The organism is Pseudomonas sp. GL_135 (assembly GCF_057834665.1).
The window spans coordinates 1,645,964-1,667,169 of sequence record NZ_CM174408.1 but is presented as its reverse complement, the minus strand read 5'-3'; the positions used below and the strand labels follow the sequence as shown (position 1 = coordinate 1,667,169).

Annotated in this window: 15 protein-coding genes, 3 tRNA genes and 2 pseudogenes; 5 read left to right on the top strand and 15 right to left on the bottom strand. The window is 61.8% G+C overall.

The annotated features are described in order from the left end of the window. Positions 1–185 precede the first annotated feature (185 nt). The 4 genes and pseudogenes from AC3ISG_RS07630 to AC3ISG_RS07615 all read left to right on the top strand — a co-directional run. Positions 186–968, top strand: a pseudogene (locus AC3ISG_RS07630) (MCP four helix bundle domain-containing protein); the annotation flags it as partial. Further along, positions 963–1,826, top strand: a complete 864-nt coding sequence (locus tag AC3ISG_RS07625) for a methyl-accepting chemotaxis protein (RefSeq protein ID WP_420793048.1) — start codon at positions 963–965, stop codon at positions 1,824–1,826. The pseudogene AC3ISG_RS07630 and the gene AC3ISG_RS07625, both read left to right, overlap by 6 nt. 211 nt (positions 1,827–2,037) lie before the next feature. Further along, on the top strand, positions 2,038–3,189 hold the full coding sequence (locus AC3ISG_RS07620; protein WP_122623934.1) for a carbon-nitrogen hydrolase family protein: 1,152 nt from the start codon (positions 2,038–2,040) through the stop codon (positions 3,187–3,189). 3 nt (positions 3,190–3,192) lie between these two features. Continuing rightward, the gene (locus tag AC3ISG_RS07615) at positions 3,193–4,233 is read left to right on the top strand and encodes an AraC family transcriptional regulator (protein WP_489298888.1); all 1,041 of its coding nucleotides are present in this window, start codon (positions 3,193–3,195) and stop codon (positions 4,231–4,233) included. Between the two features lie 18 nt (positions 4,234–4,251). Here the strand turns inward: AC3ISG_RS07615 and AC3ISG_RS07610 are convergent, their stop codons facing one another. Continuing rightward, positions 4,252–4,428 (bottom strand): hypothetical protein, encoded by a 177-nt coding sequence (locus tag AC3ISG_RS07610; RefSeq protein WP_489299588.1) that lies wholly within the window; start codon positions 4,426–4,428, stop codon positions 4,252–4,254. A gap of 479 nt (positions 4,429–4,907) precedes the next feature. On the opposite strand from AC3ISG_RS07610, the gene ilvA reads away from it, so the two are divergent. Beyond that, positions 4,908–6,422, top strand: coding sequence for a threonine ammonia-lyase, biosynthetic (gene ilvA / locus AC3ISG_RS07605; protein ID WP_489299467.1), 1,515 nt, complete (start codon positions 4,908–4,910; stop codon positions 6,420–6,422). A gap of 269 nt (positions 6,423–6,691) precedes the next feature. Here ilvA and AC3ISG_RS07600 read toward each other — a convergent pair whose 3' ends face one another. The 14 genes and pseudogenes from AC3ISG_RS07600 to AC3ISG_RS07535 all read right to left on the bottom strand — a co-directional run bounded on the left by AC3ISG_RS07600 (position 6,692) and on the right by AC3ISG_RS07535 (position 21,162). Continuing rightward, the gene (locus AC3ISG_RS07600) at positions 6,692–7,579 is read right to left on the bottom strand and encodes a DUF2242 domain-containing protein (protein WP_489298887.1); all 888 of its coding nucleotides are present in this window, start codon (positions 7,577–7,579) and stop codon (positions 6,692–6,694) included. A gap of 261 nt (positions 7,580–7,840) precedes the next feature. Then, positions 7,841–9,106 (bottom strand): 3-phosphoshikimate 1-carboxyvinyltransferase, encoded by a 1,266-nt coding sequence (aroA, locus tag AC3ISG_RS07595; protein WP_489298886.1) that lies wholly within the window; start codon positions 9,104–9,106, stop codon positions 7,841–7,843. A 196-nt stretch (positions 9,107–9,302) separates the two neighbouring features. Beyond that, positions 9,303–9,379: transfer RNA gene (locus AC3ISG_RS07590), tRNA-Asp, on the bottom strand. A 121-nt stretch (positions 9,380–9,500) separates the two neighbouring features. Then, a tRNA-Asp gene (locus AC3ISG_RS07585) sits at positions 9,501–9,577 on the bottom strand. A gap of 83 nt (positions 9,578–9,660) precedes the next feature. Further along, positions 9,661–9,736, bottom strand: a tRNA-Val gene (locus AC3ISG_RS07580). Between the two features lie 162 nt (positions 9,737–9,898). Continuing rightward, positions 9,899–11,110: an O-succinylhomoserine sulfhydrylase gene (locus tag AC3ISG_RS07575; protein ID WP_489298885.1), complete on the bottom strand. Its 1,212-nt coding sequence runs from the start codon at positions 11,108–11,110 to the stop codon at positions 9,899–9,901. Between the two features lie 21 nt (positions 11,111–11,131). Further along, a complete protein-coding gene (gene purF, locus AC3ISG_RS07570) occupies positions 11,132–12,640 on the bottom strand; it encodes an amidophosphoribosyltransferase (protein ID WP_122535535.1) in 1,509 nt (502 codons plus the stop codon). Between the two features lie 12 nt (positions 12,641–12,652). Next, entirely contained in the window at positions 12,653–13,240 is a 588-nt protein-coding gene (locus AC3ISG_RS07565; RefSeq protein ID WP_037011737.1) for a CvpA family protein, read from the bottom strand. 201 nt (positions 13,241–13,441) lie between these two features. Further along, a complete protein-coding gene (locus tag AC3ISG_RS07560; RefSeq protein WP_122535536.1) occupies positions 13,442–14,140 on the bottom strand; it encodes an SPOR domain-containing protein in 699 nt (232 codons plus the stop codon). Continuing rightward, positions 14,124–15,430 (bottom strand): annotated as a pseudogene (folC, locus tag AC3ISG_RS07555) (bifunctional tetrahydrofolate synthase/dihydrofolate synthase). The gene AC3ISG_RS07560 and the pseudogene folC overlap by 17 nt, the downstream one beginning before the upstream one ends. After that, the gene (gene accD, locus AC3ISG_RS07550) at positions 15,427–16,347 is read right to left on the bottom strand and encodes an acetyl-CoA carboxylase, carboxyltransferase subunit beta (RefSeq protein WP_122535753.1); all 921 of its coding nucleotides are present in this window, start codon (positions 16,345–16,347) and stop codon (positions 15,427–15,429) included. The pseudogene folC and the gene accD overlap by 4 nt, the downstream one beginning before the upstream one ends. 283 nt (positions 16,348–16,630) lie before the next feature. After that, complete coding sequence (locus tag AC3ISG_RS07545) at positions 16,631–17,251, bottom strand: phosphoribosylanthranilate isomerase (protein ID WP_205487151.1); 621 nt, start codon at positions 17,249–17,251, stop codon at positions 16,631–16,633. Positions 17,252–17,310: 59 nt separating this feature from the next. Beyond that, positions 17,311–18,135: a tRNA pseudouridine(38-40) synthase TruA gene (gene truA / locus AC3ISG_RS07540; RefSeq protein WP_122623808.1), complete on the bottom strand. Its 825-nt coding sequence runs from the start codon at positions 18,133–18,135 to the stop codon at positions 17,311–17,313. A 210-nt stretch (positions 18,136–18,345) separates the two neighbouring features. Beyond that, entirely contained in the window at positions 18,346–21,162 is a 2,817-nt protein-coding gene (locus AC3ISG_RS07535) for a FimV/HubP family polar landmark protein (RefSeq protein WP_489298884.1), read from the bottom strand. Positions 21,163–21,206 lie beyond the last annotated feature (44 nt).

Genomic DNA, 21,206 nt, shown 5'->3' with positions numbered 1-21,206 from the left:
AAACAGCCGCCCGGCCATGCTCAATGACTCAAACTGACAAATCAATGATCAAGCGGTGCACCGCATCGTTCGTCGGTCCACCCTCCAGCCTAGGACTTCGCCGCCGATAGCCCCATAACGACATTGCCCCATCGCCCTGGTGGCCAAGCAATGTCCTTCTTCTTAAGACCTCGGCAGGACGATCAATGAGCTGGATCAATGATGCAAAAATATCGACGAAATTGATCACAGCCTTTGTGCTGTGCGCATTCATCACCCTGGGAGTGGGCGTGCTCGGGAGCCGCGGCGTTTCCGAACTGTCGGGCAGCTTGAAGCTGGTGTTCGGCAACAACCTGGTGTCCGTCGCAAAAACCGGCCAGGCCAAAACCAACGCTGTAGGGCAAAGCCGTGACCTGTACCGGTTATATACGGCCACGGCCGCCGGTCTTCCCCAGAGCGTGAAGGACGAGGTGATTGCATCGATAAACGCCAATCAGCAAGAGAGCGAAAAAGCCTTCGCGGAATACCGCAAGACCCCGCTCGCCGACGATGAGCGCGCGGCAGGCGACCAGATGGAAAAGGACTGGCCGATCTACCAGGCACTGGTTCAGAAATACCTTGGCCTCATGAAGGCCGGTGACCTTGATAACGGCCGCGCCTTGTTGTTTGGTGATCTGCAGGCGGCGTACCGTGTTGTGCTGGATGAACTGACTGTCATGGTCAAATCCAATGACCGGCAGATCGGCGAAGGCGCCGAGGATGCCGCCCACATGGAGTCCTCCGCCAAGACCTCGCTATACATCGGCATTGCCATTGCGTTCCTGGCTGCGATCCTGCTGGGTATGTTCATCAGTCGCCTGATCAGCCGTCCTCTTGCCTATGCGGTGACGAGCGCGCGGAGCATTGCCGGCGGTGATCTGACTCAACAGATTGTCAGCACCGGCCGCGATGAAGCCGGGCAATTGTTGACGGCGCTGGGCGAGATGCAGGGCAGCCTGAAAAGCACCATTCAGCAGATTGCCGATGCGTCCAATCAACTGGCCTCTGCCGCAGAAGAGCTGACCGCCGTCAGCGATAACGGCAGCCGCGGGTTGGTCCGCCAGAACGACGAGATCCAGCAGGCCGCGACCGCCGTCACGGAAATGACTTCCGCTGTGGAAGAAGTGGCGCGCAACGCCGTGTCCACGTCCGATGCGTCGAGGACCACCAGCAAACAGGCCAGCGATGGCCGTGACCAGGCCCGTGGCGCGGTCGAAGCCATCAATAGCGCGACCACCGAAATCGCCACCTCGACCAACATGGTTCGCGACCTGGCCGTGCAGGTCCGGGACATCGGCAAGGTGCTGGACGTGATTCGCGGTATCGCCGAGCAAACCAACCTGCTGGCCTTGAACGCTGCCATTGAAGCCGCACGTGCCGGTGAGCAGGGCCGGGGCTTTGCCGTGGTCGCCGACGAAGTCCGGGCCCTGGCTGCGCGCACGCAGGCCTCGACCGGTGAAATCGAAGGCATGATCAACAGCGTCCAGGCCAGCGCCGATCAGGCGGTCGGAGCGATGGGTAAAAGTCAGGCGCTGGTCACCGACACCCAGGCGCTGGCGCAGGCAACGGGCCGCGCGCTGGAGCAGATCGCCGACGGCATTGCCCAGATCAACGATCGCAACCTGGTCATCGCCACTGCCTCCGAAGAGCAGGCCAATGTCGCGCGGGAGGTAGACCGCAATCTGGTGAACATCCAGGACCTGTCTACTCAGACGGCAGCCGGTGCGCACCAGACCAATGCGTCGACTCAGGAGCTTTCCCGCCTGGCCGTTTCGTTTAACACCCTCGTCAGCCGCTTCCGCCTGTAAAACGTAGTGCCCGTGATGCCTGCAAGTCGCCGGCATCACGGTTGATCCCTACAGCGCAGGCGGCCGCCGATGCCGCCTCGCCTCAACGCATTCACCAAATGGCCGCCCAGGCTGTTGGCAAACCTTCTCCAAATCGCCGTTTTGCCGTAGCCTTCCGGCAACGTCATCGCGCCCTGCGCGCTTTCTTCCCAGAGGCAGTTCTCCTTTCTTCATGCGCAAAGTTCTCGGTTCACTTACCGCTGCAGTGCTGGTGATTCTCCTCGTCAGCTACGGGCTGTGGACGGGCAAGCGTCATGTCGGGCATTACCTGACGGACCTGCGCATTCAGCTGGTGATCAACGACGGGCAACCCGGCGCACGCGGCAACCTGCTGGGCATTCAGCCCGAGCTGTTTCCTTCCGACTATTCGAGCGTCAAACGCCTGCACCGCAAGCTCGCGTCGTATCTCGTACAGGCCCGCGACCATGGGCTGCTCAACGATAAAACCATCGTGGTACTGCCCGAGCACATCGGCACCTGGCTGTTGGCCGTCGATGAAAAGGCCCAGTTCTACCAGGCCACCACCCTCGACGAAGCCATGAACTGGCTGGCGTTCAGCAACCCGCTGCTGTTCATCGACGCCATGTTTCATGCGCGGGGCAGCAGCCGCCTGGAGGACGCACACTTACGCATGAAGGCGCCTGGCATGGCGCAGGATTATCAGAACGTATTCGGCGGGCTGGCGAAGGAATTCGGCGTGACGCTGGTCGCCGGCTCGATCGTGCTGCCCAGCCCGCGTGTGGAAAACGGCGAACTGCGCATCGGCCGTGGCGCGCTCTATAACAGCAGCCTGGTGTTCGGCCCCGACGGCCTGCCCCTGGGGCAGCCCCAGCGTCAGTTGTTCCCGGGCTGGAATCAGCGGGGTTACATCCGTCCCGGCAAAGACGCGCCGCTCAACGTCATCGACACCCCGGCCGGGCGGCTGGCGACGCTGATCGGCAGTGACAGCTGGTACCCCGACAACTACGCGCGCCTCAATGCCAGCGGCGTCGAGCTGATCGCAGTGCCCGCTTACGTCGCCGGCACTGGCGGCTGGGCGGAACCCTGGCGCAGCGACAAGCACGAGGCACTGGCCGCCCATCTGAACCTCGGCGCAACACCCATGACCCAGGGCGAAGCCTGGCGTCGACTGGCCCTGACCCCGGCCAGCACCGCCAAGGCGGGTATCGGCGTATTCATGCGCGGGCAGTTCTGGGATCAAGGCAGCGCCGGCCACAGTTTCGCCAGTCGCGACGGACAAAGCATCGCCGAGCAATCCATCAGCGCCACCCCGAAAGGTGTCCGCCCCGGTCATGGCGCGCGCCTGATCAATCTGTGGTTGTGACCGATGGCCTCCCCTCGCGTGCGTCTGGGCGATCTGTCCGTGGGCTTCGTCCACAGCCTCACCGACGCCGTTCGCAAAGAAGGGAAAGACCCGCAACCGCTGCTGGCGCAATACGGCCTGGATGCCGCGCGACTGGGCGAGGCCGGTGCCCGGCTGTCGATCCCGCGCTACATGCGCCTGGGCCATGGCGCCATCGAGCTGACCGGCATGACTGCGCTGGGCTTGCGAATGGGCCAGGCCAGTCGTTTGAGCCACGCCGGTCTGGCGGGTATCACTGCCGGGCAGGCGCCGACCGTGCGCGAAGCGGCGCGCACGCTGATTCGTTTCGAACCGCTGTACGGCTCGAATTATCGCGGTCAGTCGAGCCTGCACGAGGACAGTGACGGCGCCTGGCTGCGCTTCTATTCCATCAGCCCGTACAACGACTACAACCGCTTCGTGGTGGATTCTATTCTCAGCGGCTGGCTGCATCAGCTCTCGACGCTGAGCGGGACGACACTAAAAGCCGAACGTCTGGAGATCGAGTTCGAGGCCCCCGACTACGCCGCTGAATACGCCGTGCTCTGCGAGCAGCCTGTGAGTTTCGCTGCGGGCGTCAATCAGTTGCGCCTCAACCAGCGTCAGCTTGGCCTGCGCAATCCCGACCACGTGCCGAGTACCTGGCGGCATCTGCTGCAGGTGTGTGAGCGGGAACTGGAACAGCTCACGCGCACCCGCAGCCTGCGGGAGCGCATCACCCAACTGCTGGGGCCGTTGTTGAATGGGGGGCGGGAGCCGGATCTGAAAGAAGTGGCCGCGCGACTGCAGCTGCCGACCTGGACGCTGCGCCGCAAGCTGGCGGACGAAGGCACACAGTTTCGCGCGATCCTCAATGACACCCGGCGCGACCTCGCCATGACCTACATTCGGGACACCGAGCTGGCCTTTGGCGAAATCGCTTACTTGTTGGGATTTGCGTCGGCCGAAGCCTTTCAACGGGCCTTCAAACGCTGGACCGAACAGACGCCCGGCGCGTTTCGCCGCAGCCAGCGCCAGTCGTTCTGACTGGCAGGCGCGGATTTCCTACAACTCGGTGGCGTCTTCGGCAGGTTCCAGCGGGTCCATCTCGTACGCCTGGTATTCCAGCAGTTCTTCTTGGTACTCGTCCATTTTTGCGCCCTCGTGGCGGGTTCTTGTGACAGATGGCTTTTGTGCTCGACATCGTTCAGGCGCCGCCGAGTCATTCAGCAGCAGATTCACTGACTACGAGCCCAACCCTAAAGTGCCCTCATGAACAAAAAATGAAGGCCCGTTGAACACTGAACGCGCGCGGATAAACGGCAAGGGTCGCGATCACGTGCAGACCAATCTGCAAGCCTGCTTTGAGCTCGCATACGGTTTGTGGGCTGTAAGCTCTTTTTTATGCATGACGGGTTGGCCACTTGACGATCGCGCCGTGTTCGCCATAGTCTCGACGCCATGAACGTACCCCAGCATTTTTTCGGCCAGATAATTATTACCGCCATTCCAGTCATGGCGGGTTAGCCGACGTTTGCACCCAACCCGCCCTAGAGGCGGGTTTTTTCTCTCTGTCTCCCGGGCCAAAGACCACACCAGGAGCCAGACATGATCATTCGCCCTTCCCTCGCCTTCTTCGCCGCCAGCCTGATCATCCCAAGCCTTCCGACGAGGCCCACACGATGAGTCAGCTACCGGCCTACCCGCTCGTTCAGGGCGACCTGCTCAATCACTACGTCAAAAAGATCCTCACTTCCCGCGTGTACGACGTTGCCGTGGAAACCCCGCTGCATGTCGCGCGCCAACTGTCCCAGCGCCTGGGCAACAACGTCCTGCTCAAGCGCGAAGACCTGCAGCCGGTCTATTCCTTCAAGATTCGCGGCGCGTACAACAAGCTGGCGCAGCTAAGCCCGGAAGAACTGGCGCGGGGCGTGGTGACAGCGTCGGCAGGCAATCACGCCCAGGGCCTGGCGCTGGCGGCGAAGACGCTGGGCGTGTCCGCCACCATCGTGATGCCGAAGACCACCCCCGAGATCAAGGTCGAAGGCGTGCGCTCCCGGGGCGGAAAAGTCGTACTGCACGGCGACTCGTTTCCCGAAGCGCTGGCGTATTCGCTGAAACTGGTCGAGGAACATGGCTACGTCTATGTCCACCCGTATGACGACCCCGACACCATTGCCGGGCAAGGCACCGTGGCGATGGAAATCCTGCGTCAGCATCAGGGGCCACTGGACGCGATCTTCGTCCCAGTGGGCGGTGGCGGGTTGATTGCCGGCATTGCGGCGTACGTGAAATACCTGCGCCCGGAGATCAAGGTAATCGGCGTCGAGCCAGACGATTCCAACTGCCTGCAACAGGCCATGGCCTACGGCGAGCGCGTGGTGCTGCAACAGGTCGGGCTGTTTGCCGATGGCGTCGCGGTGGCGCAGATCGGTCAGTACACCTTCGACATCTGCAAGGATTACGTCGACGAGGTGATCACCGTCAGCACGGATGAAATCTGCGCGGCGATCAAGGACATCTACGACGATACCCGCTCGATCACCGAGCCCGCCGGCGCGCTGGGCGTGGCCGGGATCAAAAAGTACACCGAACAGTACGAAGTCACCGGGCAGACGTTTGTCGCCATCGACTCCGGCGCCAATGTCAACTTCGACCGCTTGCGCCACGTCGCCGAACGGGCCGAACTGGGCGAAGGCCGCGAAGCAATCATTGCCGTGACCATTCCGGAACAGCCGGGCAGCTTCAAGGCGTTCTGCGCAGCCATCGGCAAGCGGCAGATCACCGAGTTCAACTACCGCTACCACACTGACCGCGAAGCACACATCTTCGTCGGCGTGCAGACCCACCCCGACACCGACCCTCGCAAAGCCCTGATTGCGAGCCTGACGGAACAGGGTTTCCCTGTGCTCGACCTGACCGACAACGAACTGGCCAAGCTGCACCTGCGGCACATGGTGGGCGGGCATTCGGAGCGGGTCAGCGATGAGGTGGTGCTGCGCTTTGAATTCCCGGAGCGGCCGGGTGCGCTGTTCAACTTTCTGAACAAGCTGGGCGGGAAATGGAATATTTCGATGTTCCACTACCGCAACCATGGCGCGGCAGATGGGCGTGTGGTGGCCGGGCTGGTGGTGCCGGAGGACGAACGGCATCTGGTGCCTCAGGCGCTGGCGGAGATTGGCTATCCGTATTGGGACGAGACCAGGAACCCGGCGTACAAGCTGTTTTTGGGGTGAGCCAGACAGTGCTTCCACCACAGATTGTCTGACTGTATGGAGACTCCGTGTGGGAGCGAGCTTGCTCGCGAATAGGCCAGATCAGTCACTGAATTTCCAGCGGCTGAAAGACCCTCTTCGTGAGCAAGCTCACTCCCACAGGTTGCGTGTTGGCAGAGAGACCTTCGTGAGCAAGGTGGAGCGCCACCCCGGTCACTCCCACAGGTTTTGCGTTTGCTGCACGTGCGGTGTCAGCGCGCGGGACCGCTCCTGGGAATTAGCAGAACAGCTCACTGCGCCGGCGTTGACTCAACCGCTGGCGCAGGGCTCGGCTCGGTGGTCGTTTCCGGCGCAGGCGGCGTAGCAGGCGCAGCCTCGGCAGGCGTCGCTGTTTCGGCCTTCAACGGTTCCGGTTCGGCAGGCGCAGGCATTGGCTCGCTGCTCTGCTCGGCGGCGGGCGCAGGCTGAGTCGCAGGGGTCGCCAATGGCGCCGGCGCGACGGGCGTAGTGGGTGCAGGCGTGGTTGGCGCAGGTGCAGCCGGTGCAGCGGCCGGCTTTTGCTCCGTCAAGGCCGCCGGTTTACCCGGTACCGGCTCAGGCATACCGAGGTCGGTTTTGGGCTTCTCTTCAATGTGCGCGGCCTTCTTCAGTTCAGGCGGCAGGAAGTTTTCCACCAGTGCGAAGAAGCGGTCATAGAACTTGGACGACGCAACGGTTTCACTGGCGACCTTGACCATCGAGTCGTCGGTCGAACCAATCGGCATCGACACAGAACCCAGCACGCCTACCCCCAGGCTCGCGGAGTTATTGACCTTCTTCAACGCATAGCGATCCTGCAGCGCGTTGGCGAACATTGTGGTGCGGTTGTCGGGGCTGCCGTCCGGTGCGCACACCACGTTGAAGCTGATCTCCATGTGGGTTTCGCCGGTTTGCTGGAAGCTTTTATGGCCGCTGATCACTTTGGGATCGCTGCTGGTGATGATGTAGCCCTGACTCAGCAATGCCCGTCGAGCCGCTTCACAGGTGGCGGCGTCCGAAACCGGGTAGTTACGGGAGAATGTCCCCGCATCGTCGAAATTCTCATGCTCATAGACCGTCGGTTTCTTTGACGAGCAGCCTGCGGCAGCCAGCAGGGTAACGACCCAGCATGCGGTACGAAAGCTCAGTAATTTAGGCATCAAACATCCTGGGGCAATTGGTCGACTAAACGTGGACCGGAGAAAACGCCGGTAAGTCTGCAACAAGCCTGCCATGGGATCAACGCAGAGTTTGCAACCGTATGGATACATCGAAAGGGTGTCTGTCCACGGGGCCTGCATCCGTGGGCCTGTCAGGGAGGCGAAGGTTGCGCTGATCAGACTGCAACAAGGTCGGAAAAGTCGGCATGCCGGGCCTGGCGTCGATCAGTCAACGGCTTCAGGCTCGGCATGCCCTGCAGGTCAGACCTCGCCGTGCACCAATTTCACGCCGAGGAATTCCAACGCACGCCAGTAGCCGGGGTAGGTTTTGCCGACGCACTCCGGATCCTGAATCCGAACACTCGCCACTTTCAGACCGGCCAGCGCGAAACACATGGCAATGCGGTGGTCGGAGTGAGTGTTGATCAGGGCGCTGCTGCTGGTGCCCGCCAGACTCGGATCAGACGCGACGAGTAAATCATCCCCTTCTACCGAGGCCAGCCCCGGGCGGACCTGATTCAGGCCATCGTGCAGCGCCTGGACACGATCACATTCCTTGACCCGCAGGTTGGCCAGATCGACGAAGCGCACAGGCGTCTCGTTGAAGGCTGCCAGCACCGCCAGCGTGGGAATCGCGTCCTGCATCTGTGAGCCATTGATAACTGCAGGCATCTTGGGAAACTGCGCGATGACTTCCATGGCCTTGGCGTCTGGCTGAGTGAACGCCTCCCCCGCCACGCCCAGGTCGATCTTACCGCCCGTCAACGCCTCGGCAGCCCACAAATAGGTTGCGGCCGAAGCGTCGGGCTCGATCTGGTAATCGCAGGCGGTGTAACCCGTCGGGGCTACGCGCCACAACGCGTCATCCAGCACCTCGACCTCAGCGCCAAACGCGCGCATGCAGGCGATGGTCAGGTCGATGTAACCGCGGGCACCGATCTCCTTGCCGGTCAGCGCCACTTCAATCGGTGCATCGCCACAGGCCGCCACCATCAACAGCGCAGAGACGTACTGACTCGACAGGCCGCCGTCGATTTCGAAGCGTGTGGCAGTGATCGAACCCGCCCCGTGCACCACGACCGGTGGGCAACCGGTGGCGCTTTCCGCGTTCAGGCCGCCTTTGCGCAATGCCTCCAGCAACGGGCCGATCGGGCGCTTCTGCATGTAGTGATCGCCGTCCAGCGTGACGCTGCCATTGACCGTGCACACGGCCGCCGTCAGGAACCGCACCGCTGTTCCGGCGTTACCGAGGAACAGCGGGTCTTGCGGCGCCTCGAGGCGCCCGCTGCTGGTGACGACGAAGCTCGTGTCGTCTGGCTCGTCGATGGTCACGCCCATCTGCCTTAGGGCATTGGACATGTGGCGGGTATCATCGCTTTTCAGTGCGCCGCGCAAGTGGCTGGTGCCCTTGGCGAGGGCAGCCAGGAGCAGCGCGCGGTTGGTGATGGACTTCGAGCCGGGCGGCGACACATGGCCCGTCAGCGGTACGCCCGGCGGGATGACAGTGATGGTTTGGTTCATGCCCATGGTCCAGCTCTCCAAATTCGAAATCAGGCACCGCTCAGCGCCGTGTTAACAGCCGGCGATCATGGCATTTATCACCGAGCTCTGCAGCATCAAGCGCGACAGCCGACGCTTTCGCCAAATCGCAGGCACAAAAAAAGCGATCCTGGGATCGCTTTCTTTGTTGCTTCAGGGCGTTCAAGGGCCCCGAAGCTATGTATGGCGCAGCGGACGGGACTCGAACCCGCGACCCCCGGCGTGACAGGCCGGTATTCTAACCGACTGAACTACCGCTGCTTGTCGCACAGACTTTCATCTGCTTAACGCTGTTGAAACCGACCCTTGGGCCTGCTTCGTAAAACACTGACCGAAAACCTTGGCTTTCAATCTCAAACCGGGAAACCCGATTTGGAAAATATGGCGCAGCGGACGGGACTCGAACCCGCGACCCCCGGCGTGACAGGCCGGTATTCTAACCGACTGAACTACCGCTGCGCATTGCGTGGACTTTCGTCCTGCTGAATCTCAGTAACATTCAACACGTACAGCGTCTGATGCTTCTGTAAAACACTCAACGATGGTGGGTGATGACGGGATCGAACCGCCGACCCTCTGCTTGTAAGGCAGATGCTCTCCCGGCTGAGCTAATCACCCTTGCTTCGCTGAGGCCGCGAAATTTACGCAGATGACGAACCTAAGTCAATAGCCCGCTTGAAGTTTTTTTCAAAAGAGCCATTTTTCCCGAGAGGCACGAAGCTGCACATCAGGAACAAAAAAGCGAGCCCCGAGGCTCGCTTTCGTGTTCAGACACCCCGCTTACAACGCAGCCAGACCCCGCACGAGATCCGCCTGCAGGTCAGCGACGTCTTCCAGCCCTACGGCGACGCGGATCAGGCTGTCACGTATGCCGGCGGCCTCACGCTCCTGCGGCGACAGCCGACCGTGGGAGGTGGTGCTCGGGTGGGTGATGGTGGTTTTGGTGTCACCCAGGTTCGCGGTGATCGAGATCAACCGCGTGGCATCGATGAAGCGCCATGCGCCGTCCTTGCCGCCCTTCACCTCAAAGCTCACCACCGCGCCAAACGCCTTCTGCTGACGTTTGGCCAACGCGTGCTGCGGGTGACTCTCGAGACCGGAGTAATGCACCTTCTCGATGCCCTCCTGCTGCTCGAGCCACTGCGCCAGTTCCAGGGCGCTCTGGCAATGGGCACGCATGCGGATGTTCAGGGTTTCGAGCCCCTTGAGGAACAGCCAGGCGTTGAACGGGCTCAGGCTTGGCCCTGCAGTGCGCAGGAAGCCCACCACTTCTTTCATCAGTTCGCTGCGACCGACTACCACCCCGCCCATGGCGCGGCCTTGCCCGTCGATGAACTTGGTCGCCGAATGCACGACCACGTCCGCGCCCATGCGCAGTGGTTGCTGCAGGGCCGGCGTGCAGAAGCAGTTGTCGACCACCAGCAGCGTGCCCTTGGCGTGGGCGATTTCCGCCAGCCCGTTGATGTCGACCAGCTCCGCCAATGGGTTGGAAGGCGATTCGACAAACAGCATCCTGGTATTTGGCTTGATCGCCGCGTCCCAGCCAGACAGCTCTGCGAGGGGGACGTAATCGACCTCGACCCCGAAGCGCTTGAAGTACTTTTCGAAGAGGCTGATGGTCGAACCGAAGACGCTCTTGGACACCAGCACATGGTCGCCAGCGCTGCAGAAGCTCATCACCGTGGCGAGGATGGCCGACATCCCGGTGGAGGTTGCCACCGCCTGCTCGCCGCCTTCCAGCGCAGCCATGCGTTCTTCGAACGAAGCCACGGTCGGGTTGGTGTAACGGGAGTAGACGTTGCCGGGGATCTCACCGGCGAAAGTCGCGGCCGCCTCGGCTGCCGTGCGGAACACGTAGCTGGAGGTGAAAAACAGTGGATCGCTGTGCTCGCGTTCCGGCGTGCGGTGCTGACCGGCACGAACCGCGAGGGTGTCAAAACCGACACCCTCGAGATCGCTGTCCAGTCGACCGGCATCCCATTCCTGAGTCATGCCGCCTGCTCCTTGTCTGGATTAATTGTTGTACAGATCGATGATCGCGCTCACCGCCTGAGTCTTGACCTTGGAGGCGTCGTTACGCGCCTGCTCGATCCTGTTCAGATAATGCGCGTCGATGTCACCGGTCACGTACTTGCCGTCGAAGACCGAACAGTCGAAATTGTCGATCTTGATCTTTTTGCTGCCACTCACCGCCTCGATCAGGTCGTTCAGATCCTGATAGACCAGCCAGTCGGCACCGATGAGGTCGGCCACGTCCTGGGTGGAACGGTTGTGAGCGATCAGCTCATGGGCACTCGGCATGTCGATGCCGTAGACGTTGGGAAAGCGCACGGCCGGGGCCGCCGAACAGAAATAGACGTTCTTGGCGCCGGCTTCACGGGCCATCTGGATGATCTGCTTGCACGTGGTGCCGCGAACGATAGAGTCATCCACCAGCATCACGTTCTTGCCACGGAATTCCAGCTCGATCGCATTGAGCTTCTGGCGCACGGATTTTTTCCGCGCGGCCTGGCCCGGCATGATGAACGTGCGGCCGATGTAGCGGTTCTTGACGAAGCCTTCGCGGAATTTCACGCCGAGGTGGTTCGCCAGCTCCAGCGCGGCCGTGCGGCTGGTGTCCGGGATCGGGATGACCACGTCGATGTCATGATCAGGACGCTCGCGCAGGATCTTGTCGGCGAGCTTTTCGCCCATGCGCAGACGCGCCTTGTAGACCGAGATGCCGTCGATGATCGAATCCGGACGGGCCAGGTAGACGTGCTCGAAGATGCACGGGGCGTATTTGGGATCGGTGGCGCACTGACGGGTGTGCAGCTTGCCGTCTTCGGTGATGTACACCGCTTCGCCCGGTGCCAGGTCACGAATCAACGTGAAGCCGAGCACGTCCAGCGAAACGCTTTCGGAGGCGATCATGTACTCGACGCCTTCGTCAGTGTGACGCTGACCGAAAACGATTGGGCGGATGGCGTCCGGATCGCGGAAACCGACGATGCCGTAACCGGTAATCATCGCCACGACCGCGTAACCGCCACGGCAGCGCTTATGCACGTCGGCGACGGCCGCGAAGATGTCTTCTTCGGTCGGCTGAAGCTTGCCGCGCACCGCCAGCTCGTGGGCAAACACGTTGAGCAGCACTTCGGAGTCGGAGTTGGTGTTGACGTGACGCAGGTCCGACTCGAAGATTTCCTTCGCCAGTTGCTCGACGTTGGTCAGGTTGCCGTTGTGCGCCAGGGTGATGCCGTAAGGCGAGTTGACGTAGAACGGCTGGGCCTCGGCTGACGTCGAGCTGCCCGCCGTTGGATAACGTACGTGCCCAATGCCCATGTGCCCGACCAGCCTTTGCATATGGCGCTGGTGGAACACATCACGAACCAGACCGTTATCCTTGCGCAGGAACAACTTGCCGTCATGGCTGGTCACGATACCGGCAGCGTCCTGGCCGCGGTGCTGGAGGACGGTGAGCGCGTCATAAAGCGCCTGATTGACGTTCGACTTGCCGACGATACCGACGATGCCACACATGCGACACAACCCCTACTTAGTGGAACTGGATTTACCGAACACTTCCGGCGGCGTTGTAGGCGGCAGGAGGTGATCCTTGAACGGGATGTCAACAGGTACGCTGACTCCGCTGGCTAGCCACTTGCTGGACATCCCGAGAATCAGGTTTTTCGACCAGTCAGCGACCATGACAAATTGCGGGAGCAGCCTCGACTGCTGCCACCATTGATCCTGTTGCACCGGGCCCAGGCTCAACAGCCCGACCGCGACGACAACCAGCAAGGCTCCGCGCGCCGCGCCGAAGACCATACCCAGAAAACGATCGGTCCCGGACAGCCCGGTGACGCGTATCAGTTCTCCAATCAGAAAGTTGACCATGGCGCCAACCAGCAGTGTGGCGACGAAAAGAATGGTGCAGCCCGCAATCACGCGCGCCGAAGGTGCTTCGATGTAGTTGACCAGATACTGGGCCAGCGATCCGCCGAACATCCAGGCGACGGCACCTGCGATGATCCACGTCAGCAAGGACAACGCTTCTTTGACGAAGCCGCGCTTGAGACTGATCAAAGCGGAGATGGCGACAATTGCAATGATCGCCCAGTCAACCGGAGTAAATGACACGTCGCAGCCTACAGACTGATAAGGCGGCGGATTTTAGCAGAGCACTCGCCTGCCGGTAAGCAGCGATTGCGGATGAAGGGCAATTAAGGCGAACTATTGGACTTTGTTCGAGGTCGAGGCGGGTTGAACCCGAAATCGAGGGTGTCAGATCCGGCCCCTTCCCTAGTAGGTCCTGCTGGGGAAGGCGTCGGCCGGGGACGCTTACTTACGCTCCGGCTGGAAACGCACGACGATGCCTTTGATCTTCTGCTGTTTTTCCAGCGTGTCACGCAGGCGATCGGCCTCAACACGTTCGATCACCGGGCCAACGAAAACACGGTTCACGCCATCGGCGGTGCGGATGTAAGCGTTATAGCCCTGAGTGCGCAGCGTCTTCTGCAGTGTGTCGGCATTGGCGCGATTGGACAGGCTCGCCAGCTGCACCGCCCACGTGACCGACAGACCATTGGCATCGACCCGGCTGGTGTCAGCGGCTGACGCAACTGGCGCTTGAGCGGGCGCAGGTGTCGGTGCCGGAGCTGGCTTCGCAGGCGCAGTCTGAGCGGGTTTGGGCGCAGCAGCCACAGGCTTGGAAGGCGCAGGGGCTATGGGCATGGACGGCGGCTGTTGACTGGTGCGCTGCTGAACGGGCTGGGCAGGATGCACGGGCTGAGCAGGTTGCGTCAGTTCGTCATCGGTCGGCACCGGCTCCTGGGGCAATGGCTGCTGTTCAGGCACGCTGACGGGTTCTACCTTGATCTGCGAGGTGGCCGGCGCTTGCGGCGCGGCAGGCGCCTCGACCTGCACACGGCGGGCTTCATCCTGACGCGAAAACAGCATCGGCAGAAAAATCACCGCGATGGCAATCAGCACCAACGCTCCCACCATGCGCTGCTTGTACGCTTTATCCAGCAAAGCCATGTGTCACTTCCTCCGTGACGCGCCAGCAAGCCATTCCAGGGCCTCGGCTACGCAGTAAAAAGACCCGAACAGAACAATCTCGTCGTCGGCTGTCGCGTGGGCGCACTGAGCTTCAAGTGCCAGCGCGATACTCGGGTGAGACGTCACGCGAGCGCCAAGGTTCTGCAACGCCTGTTCGATCTCTTGCGCCGGACGGCTGCGCGGCGTTGGCAGCGGTGCGACGGCCCAACTGCTGAACGTTTCGCCCAACTGCGCCAGAACGCCTTGCAGGTCCTTGTCACTGAGCAGTCCGAACACCGCCAGCCGCTTGCCCGGCACCGGTCGCTGATTCAAGCGCTGGGCGAGAAACGTTGCCGCATGGGGGTTATGGCCGACGTCCAGCAGAAGGCTCAGCGATTTGCCCTGCCAGTCGATGCTGCGACGGTCAAGGCGACCGGTGACGCGCGTCTTGACGAGCGCATCGCGAAGGCTCGCCTCATTCCACGGCAGATCCAGCAGCAGGTAGGCCTGCAGCGCCAAAGCAGCGTTCTGCATGGGCAGGTCGAGTAACGGCAGCGCGTGCAGTTCGACCTTCCGACCGGTCGCGTCGGTGCCAGACCAGTCCCACCCCGTGGCATTGATCTGCAGCTCGAAATCGCGACCGAGCAGCGACAGCGGGCAATTCAGTGACCGCGCCTTGTCGAGCAATGGCTGCGGTGGATCGAGATCGCCGCACAGCGCGGGCTTTCCTTCACGGAATATCCCGGCCTTCTCGAAGGCCACGGTCTCACGGGTATTGCCGAGGAATTCCGCGTGGTCAACGCCAATGCTGGTGACCAGCGCCATGTCGGCATCGATCAGGTTGACCGTATCGAGCCGCCCGCCGAGACCGACTTCCAGCACGACCGCATCCAGCCCGGCCTGCTCGAACAGCCAGAAGGCTGCCAGCGTGCCCATTTCGAAATAGGTCAGGGAAATGTCGCCGCGGCCGCGCTCGACCACCTCGAACGCCGCGCACAGCGCGGCGTCGGTGGCTTCGACGCCCTGCACCTGCACACGCTCGTTGTAGCGCAGCAGGTGCGGCGAGCTGTAAACGCCGACTTTCAGGCCCTGGGCCTGCAACAAGGAAGCAACGAATGCGCAGGTCGAGCCTTTGCCGTTGGTCCCGGTGACCGTGATCACTCTGGGCGCCGGCCGGGTCAGGCCCATCTGCGTTGCCACCTGCTGCGAACGCTCCAGCCCCATGTCGATGGCCGACGGGTGCAGGTGTTCCAGATAGCTGAGCCAGTCGCTCAAAGAGCGTGCGGTCATATGTTCGCCGGAGCAGGCGGCACAACGATCGGCTCAAGTGTCGGCGCCACGAATTTCGGCGTCGGCAGCCCCATCATCTGTGCCAGCACGTTGCCCAGACGCTGACGCAGTTCCTGACGGTGGATGATCATGTCGATCGCGCCGTGGTCGAGAAGGAATTCGCTGCGCTGGAAGCCTTCAGGCAGTTTCTCGCGCACGGTTTGCTCGATCACGCGAGGGCCGGCGAAGCCGATCAGTGCCTTAGGCTCGGCAACAATGATATCGCCCAGCATCGCCAGACTGGCGGAAACACCACCGTAGACCGGGTCGGTCAATACGGAGATGAACGGCAAGCCTTCTTCACGAAGACGCGCCAGGACGGCCGAGGTCTTGGCCATCTGCATCAGGGAGATCAGGGCTTCCTGCATACGCGCACCGCCGGATGCCGCGAAGCAGATCATCGGGCAGCGGTTTTCCAGTGCGTAGTTGGCGGCTTGGACGAACCGCTCACCCACCACTGCGCCCATCGAGCCGCCCATGAAGGAGAACTCGAATGCGCTGCACACCACCGGCATGCCCAACAGGGTACCGCTCATGGAAATCAGCGCATCCTTCTCACCGGTCTGCTTCTGAGCAGCGACCAGGCGGTCCTTGTACTTCTTGCCGTCGCGGAATTTCAGACGGTCTACCGGCTCCAGATCAACGCCGATCTCCTGGCGGCCATCGGCGTCCAGGAAGATATTCAGACGGGCACGGGCACCGATGCGCATGTGGTGGTTGCACTTCGGGCAGACGTCCAGAGTCTTTTCCAGCTCGGGGCGATACAGCACCGCTTCGCAGGACGGGCACTTGTGCCACAGACCTTCGGGCACCGAGCTCTTCTTGACCTCGGAACGCATGATCGAAGGGATCAGTTTGTCTACCAACCAGTTGCTCATGCTTTCTTTCTCCAGTACCGATGGCTCGAACGCGATGGCCTTTGGTGCCATGCGCATGCCCTTAAATCAATGTCATGTACGGTGCCGCGAAATGTCGCACGACGATCGGCGCGAGGCCTGACCTGCCGGGACAACACTCACGAACACCACGCTCAACTTCATCACGAGACGCAAGACGTCTTCGCTCAACCAATTCGGCCACACGCATCAGCGGATGGCAGGCTAGTGGACGGCGAACGCTGGTCCGCCGTCACATCACAGCCGATGTTGCCGGAAAAACGCCCTAGGCGCCGTGCACTGCACTCATGAACGCGCGGATCTTGTCGTGATCCTTCAAGCCTTTGGATTTCTCCACCCCGCCGCTCACGTCAACCGCGTAGGGATGCACCTGGGCGATCGCCTGGGAGACGTTGGCCGAGGTCAGGCCGCCGGCGAGAATCAGCGGCTTGCTCAGATGTTTCGGAATCAGCGCCCAGTCGAAGGTTTCGCCCGTACCGCCCGGAATGCCTGCGACGTAAGTGTCGAGCAGGATGCCGCAAGCGTTGGCGTAGGCATCGCAGCTGGCCGCGATGTCGTCGCCGGCCTGGACGCGCAGCGCCTTGATGTACGGGCGGTTATAGCCTTCGCATTGCTCGGGACTCTCATCGCCGTGAAACTGAATGAGGTCGAGGGGAACAACGTCGAGCAGCGCCTGCAGGTCGGCGCGTTCGGCGTTCACAAACAGGCCGACGGTGCTGACAAAAGGCGGCAGCGCAGCAACGATTGCCTGAGCCTGCTCAACAGTGACGAAGCGCGGGCTCTTGGGATAAAACACCAGCCCGATGGCATCGGCACCCGCGTCAACGGCGGCCAACGCATCTTCTATGCAGGTAATCCCGCAGATCTTGCTGCGAACGGCTGACATGTAGTGGAGACCTCAAGCCTTGCGAAAGTCCCGGATGGTAGCAAATGCAGTCACCTGCGTCAGCCGTCCAGTTCCGAGAAGCCAGTGAGAAAATGCGGGCCGATGTAGCGATCCGGTAATGGGAACTCGTCACGGTATTCCACCTGAACCAGGTACAGGCCAAAAGGATGAGCCGTCACCCCGCCGGTTCTTCGTACTCGGCTTTCGAGCACTTCCTTCGCCCACTCGATCGGCCGCTCCCCTGCCCCGATGGTCATCAGCACGCCGGCAATGTTGCGCACCATGTGATGCAGGAAGGCATTGGCGCGGACATCGATGACGATCATCTTGCCGTGGCGGGTGACGCGCAGGTGGTGAAGCTGCTTGATCGGCGACTTGGCCTGGCATTGCCCGGCACGGAATGCACTGAAATCGTGGGTACCGACCAGGTATTCGGCGGCCAGCGCCATTCTCTCCGCATCCAGCGGGCGGTGATTCCAGGTGATTTCCTGGCCCAGGTGGGCCGGGCGGATCTGATCGTTGTAGATAACGTAGCGATAACGCCGGGCGATGGCCTTGAAGCGCGCATGAAAGTGCGCGGGCATGACCTTGGCCCAGGTCACGCTGATGTCGTGGGGCAGGTTGATATTGGCGCCCATGGTCCAGGCTTTCATGCTGCGCTCGGCCTGGGTGTCGAAGTGCACCACCTGACCGCACGCGTGCACGCCCGCATCGGTGCGCCCGGCGCACATCAGCGACACCGGTGAATCCGCGACTTTCGACAGGGCGTTTTCCAGTGTTTCCTGGACGGTCAGCACGCCGGTCAACTGCCGCTGCCAGCCGCTGTAACGCGAGCCTTTGTATTCCACGCCCAGCGCGATTCTGGAAAAACCTTCGGCGGCCAGCTCGGCTGCCGCTGTTTCTGCCTCGGTGTCTGTAGTTGCCAAGAGCTTAAAGCCTGTCGATGTGCGCAAGGGCGGCCATTATACGGATCGAAAAAAAAGACGCCATCGCCAGTGGCCAACGGTTAACCCTGCGCCGCGGAGAAGCCGAAAGGCCCGACCCGGAAATGCAAACGACCGCCGAAGCGGTCGTTTTTTGCAGCGATAAACCGATCAGACCAGACGCGACAACATGTCCCGCGCTTCGGTCTTCTGGCCATCGTCGCCTTCGGCCACCACCTCATCGAGGATGTCGCGCGCGCCATCGGCGTCGCCCATTTCGATATAGGCCCGGGCCAGGTCCAGCTTGGTAGCCGCTTCATCGGTACCGGACAGGAAGTCAAATTCCGGTTCATCGTCCGCCAGCAGCGCGTCGTCTTCCGTAAAACGAGGTGACGCTTCCACCGGCTTGTCCAACGCCGTGTCGAACGGCCTGGCGATCGGCGGCTGCTCCAGACTCTGGGAAAGACGGTCAAGCTCAGCGTTGACGTCGTCGATCTCGGACGCAAAGGCTTCAGACGCCTGCTCGGTTTCCATCTCGTCAGCCAGGGAGAGGTCGAAATCGGCTGGCAATTCGATGACGTCTTCCATCGCAGGCTTGGACGCGCCCAGCGATGCAGGCTGTTCGAACGGCGGCAGATCACGCAGATCGTCCTCCATCCCCAGCAAGTAGTCGTCTTCGGCTTTCAACGCCGGCTGATCTTCCGCCAGATTGAGATCGAAATCGTCCAGCTCAGCGGGCTGAGCGGCAACGGAGGTCGCCTGCTGCTCGCGCAGAATCGCGTCGAAGTCCAGGTCATCGGATGCCGATCCGGCAAACGACGCGTCCAGGTCCAAATCGTCCAGAGCAGCGTTGTCCTGTGCCGCAGCGTGATTCGGCGCAGCGGCAGGCGATTCGCTGTCCAGATCATCAAGGCTCAGGTCAAAGTCGTTATCGAACTCGTCGTCCAGTGGCACTTCGGTGACCGTTTCTGCAGCCGGAGCAGGCTGCGCGGCGACTTCAGGTTCGTCATGGAGCAGCTCTTCAACGTACTTTGCGTCCATTTCCGCTGCCAAAGCCGCTGCTGCTGCCACCCCTGCCGCCGCCGCAGCCGCAGCGGCCATGGACGGATAGCGGGATTTCAGCTCTTCGACTTCAGCGTGGTTCTTTCCCGTGGCGATCAGCTGCCGCTCCTGCGCGACAAACCCGGATTGGTTGTCCTGCTCGGCATAGACTTCCATCAGCTTGAGGCGCAAGTCACTGCGCTGCGGCTCATGCTTGATGGCGTCTTCCAGAACGGCGACCGCCTGATTGGTACGGCCGTATGCGATGTGGATTTCAGCCTGAACGAGCGCGTCAGCCGGATGTTCGCGGACCGGCTCGGCGACGGTCGGCGCCGGCGGCGTCTTTGCATGGGGCGCCGGCGCCTCCAGGCCTTCGAAGCTGTTGGGAGACATGTCCAAATCGGACGCGAAGTCCGATTCTTCCGACAAAGCGCGGGCCATCTGGCGATGGCGCTCGGCCTCGATCAGCGCATTGCGTCGGCGAGCCAGCAGCAACAGGAGCAACAGCAACACCAACAGCGCGCCGCCACCGATCAAGCCCATGAGCATCGGGCTGGAGAGGATCTTGTCGAGGGCGCTGCGGTTGTCTTCATCGACCACCGGCTCGGTGGGTACGATCAGCGCCTGATCAGGCGTTGCGCTGGTGACCGTCGCCCCGTCAACCGGCAACGCATCCTCGGGGGCGATTTCGTCGGGTGCCTTGCCGGCAACATCAGGCGCCGCAGCGTTCGGCACGACCTGGGCCTGCATCGCCGGGTTGGCGGCATTATTGGGGTTGGTGACGCTGTTAGGGCTGACAGCAGGATTAGCAGGATTCGCGGCATCGACAGGCGGTGGAACCGTCGCGCCTGACGCCTGCATCTTCGCCAACTGATCATTTTTTAGCTGAATCAGCCGCTGCAGTTTGTCGACCTGGCTCTCCAGGTCAGTCATGCGGCTCTTCAGCTCGGCATTGTCCCGACGCGTGGTGTCCAGGCTTTCCTGGGTAGTCGCCAGCTGGTTGCTGATATCGGCATTGTCGCCCGCCTTGCCTTTCGCACCCGCCTTATTGGCAGAAACGAGGCTGAGATTGTCTTTGGCGTCGATTTGCGACGGCGCAGCGCCAGCGCGGTCACGGCGGGTCGCATCGACCTGACGCGCGCCGCTGGGCATGCGCCGGCCTTCGCGCCAGGCACGATTCTGCTCGGCCACTTCAGCCACTGCACGCGGCTGTGCCAGCGCTGTTGATTCCTGCGGCGACGGCAGACGCAACACCTGACCTTTCTTCAGGCGGTTGATGTTGCCGGCAATAAAGGCATCAGGGTTCAACGCCTGAATGGCCAGCATGGTCTGCTGCACAGTCCCGCCGTTCTTCACGCGCTCGGCGATTTCCCAGAGCGTGTCGTTATTGGCGGTGGTGTATTGGGTGAACTTGGGTTCCGGCGCCGGCGCTGGAGCGGGCGTTGGAGGCGCTGGTGCCGGGGCCTCGGCGGCGGGCGCCGGAGCCGGTACAGCGCTCGGTGCCGTTGAAGGCAATTGCGCGGCGGCCGCAGCGGCTTGCGGGGAGAATTTGGGCGGGTCCAGCAACAGGCTGTACTCGCGCAGTGCCCGGCCATTGGGCCAGAGCACTTGAACGAGGAATTTTACGTAGGGATCTCGAATGGGCTTGGTGGAGGTGATGCGCAACACGCTCTTGCCACCGGGATTGACGACCGGGGTAAACGTCAGGTCATCCAGAATCGCCACTCGGCCAACGCCGGCCTGAGCGAACTCCGCAGAGGTCGCCAGACTTGGCACCACCTGGGAGGCATTGAGGTCCTGCACTTCCGTCAGCTCGATTTCGGCCAACAGTGGTTGATTCAGGGTCGACTTCACGGTCAGACCGCCGAGGCCGAGCGCTTGGGCCACTCCCGATGACAGCGCCGACGCCGCAGCGATTGCTAAAACGAGTTTACGAACCTGAACCATAGCCCATCCCTTGTTTGAAATTTCCCCGGCAATCGCGAAGATAA

What these genes read in the sequence shown, in the direction of transcription:
- AC3ISG_RS07620 (WP_122623934.1), top strand. Translation starts at nt 2,038, where the DNA reads ATGCGCAAAGTTCTCGGTTCACTTACCGCTGCAGTGCTGGTGATTCTC.
- AC3ISG_RS07600 (WP_489298887.1), bottom strand. Translation starts at nt 7,579, where the DNA reads ATGCCTAAATTACTGAGCTTTCGTACCGCATGCTGGGTCGTTACCCTG.
- accD (WP_122535753.1), bottom strand. Translation starts at nt 16,347, where the DNA reads ATGAGCAACTGGTTGGTAGACAAACTGATCCCTTCGATCATGCGTTCC.
- AC3ISG_RS07560 (WP_122535536.1), bottom strand. Translation starts at nt 14,140, where the DNA reads ATGGCTTTGCTGGATAAAGCGTACAAGCAGCGCATGGTGGGAGCGTTG.
- AC3ISG_RS07615 (WP_489298888.1), top strand. Translation starts at nt 3,193, where the DNA reads ATGGCCTCCCCTCGCGTGCGTCTGGGCGATCTGTCCGTGGGCTTCGTC.
- AC3ISG_RS07535 (WP_489298884.1), bottom strand. Translation starts at nt 21,162, where the DNA reads ATGGTTCAGGTTCGTAAACTCGTTTTAGCAATCGCTGCGGCGTCGGCG.
- AC3ISG_RS07625 (WP_420793048.1), top strand. Translation starts at nt 963, where the DNA reads ATGCAGGGCAGCCTGAAAAGCACCATTCAGCAGATTGCCGATGCGTCC.
- aroA (WP_489298886.1), bottom strand. Translation starts at nt 9,106, where the DNA reads ATGGGCATGAACCAAACCATCACTGTCATCCCGCCGGGCGTACCGCTG.
- AC3ISG_RS07545 (WP_205487151.1), bottom strand. Translation starts at nt 17,251, where the DNA reads ATGTCAGCCGTTCGCAGCAAGATCTGCGGGATTACCTGCATAGAAGAT.
- AC3ISG_RS07575 (WP_489298885.1), bottom strand. Translation starts at nt 11,110, where the DNA reads ATGACTCAGGAATGGGATGCCGGTCGACTGGACAGCGATCTCGAGGGT.
- purF (WP_122535535.1), bottom strand. Translation starts at nt 12,640, where the DNA reads ATGTGTGGCATCGTCGGTATCGTCGGCAAGTCGAACGTCAATCAGGCG.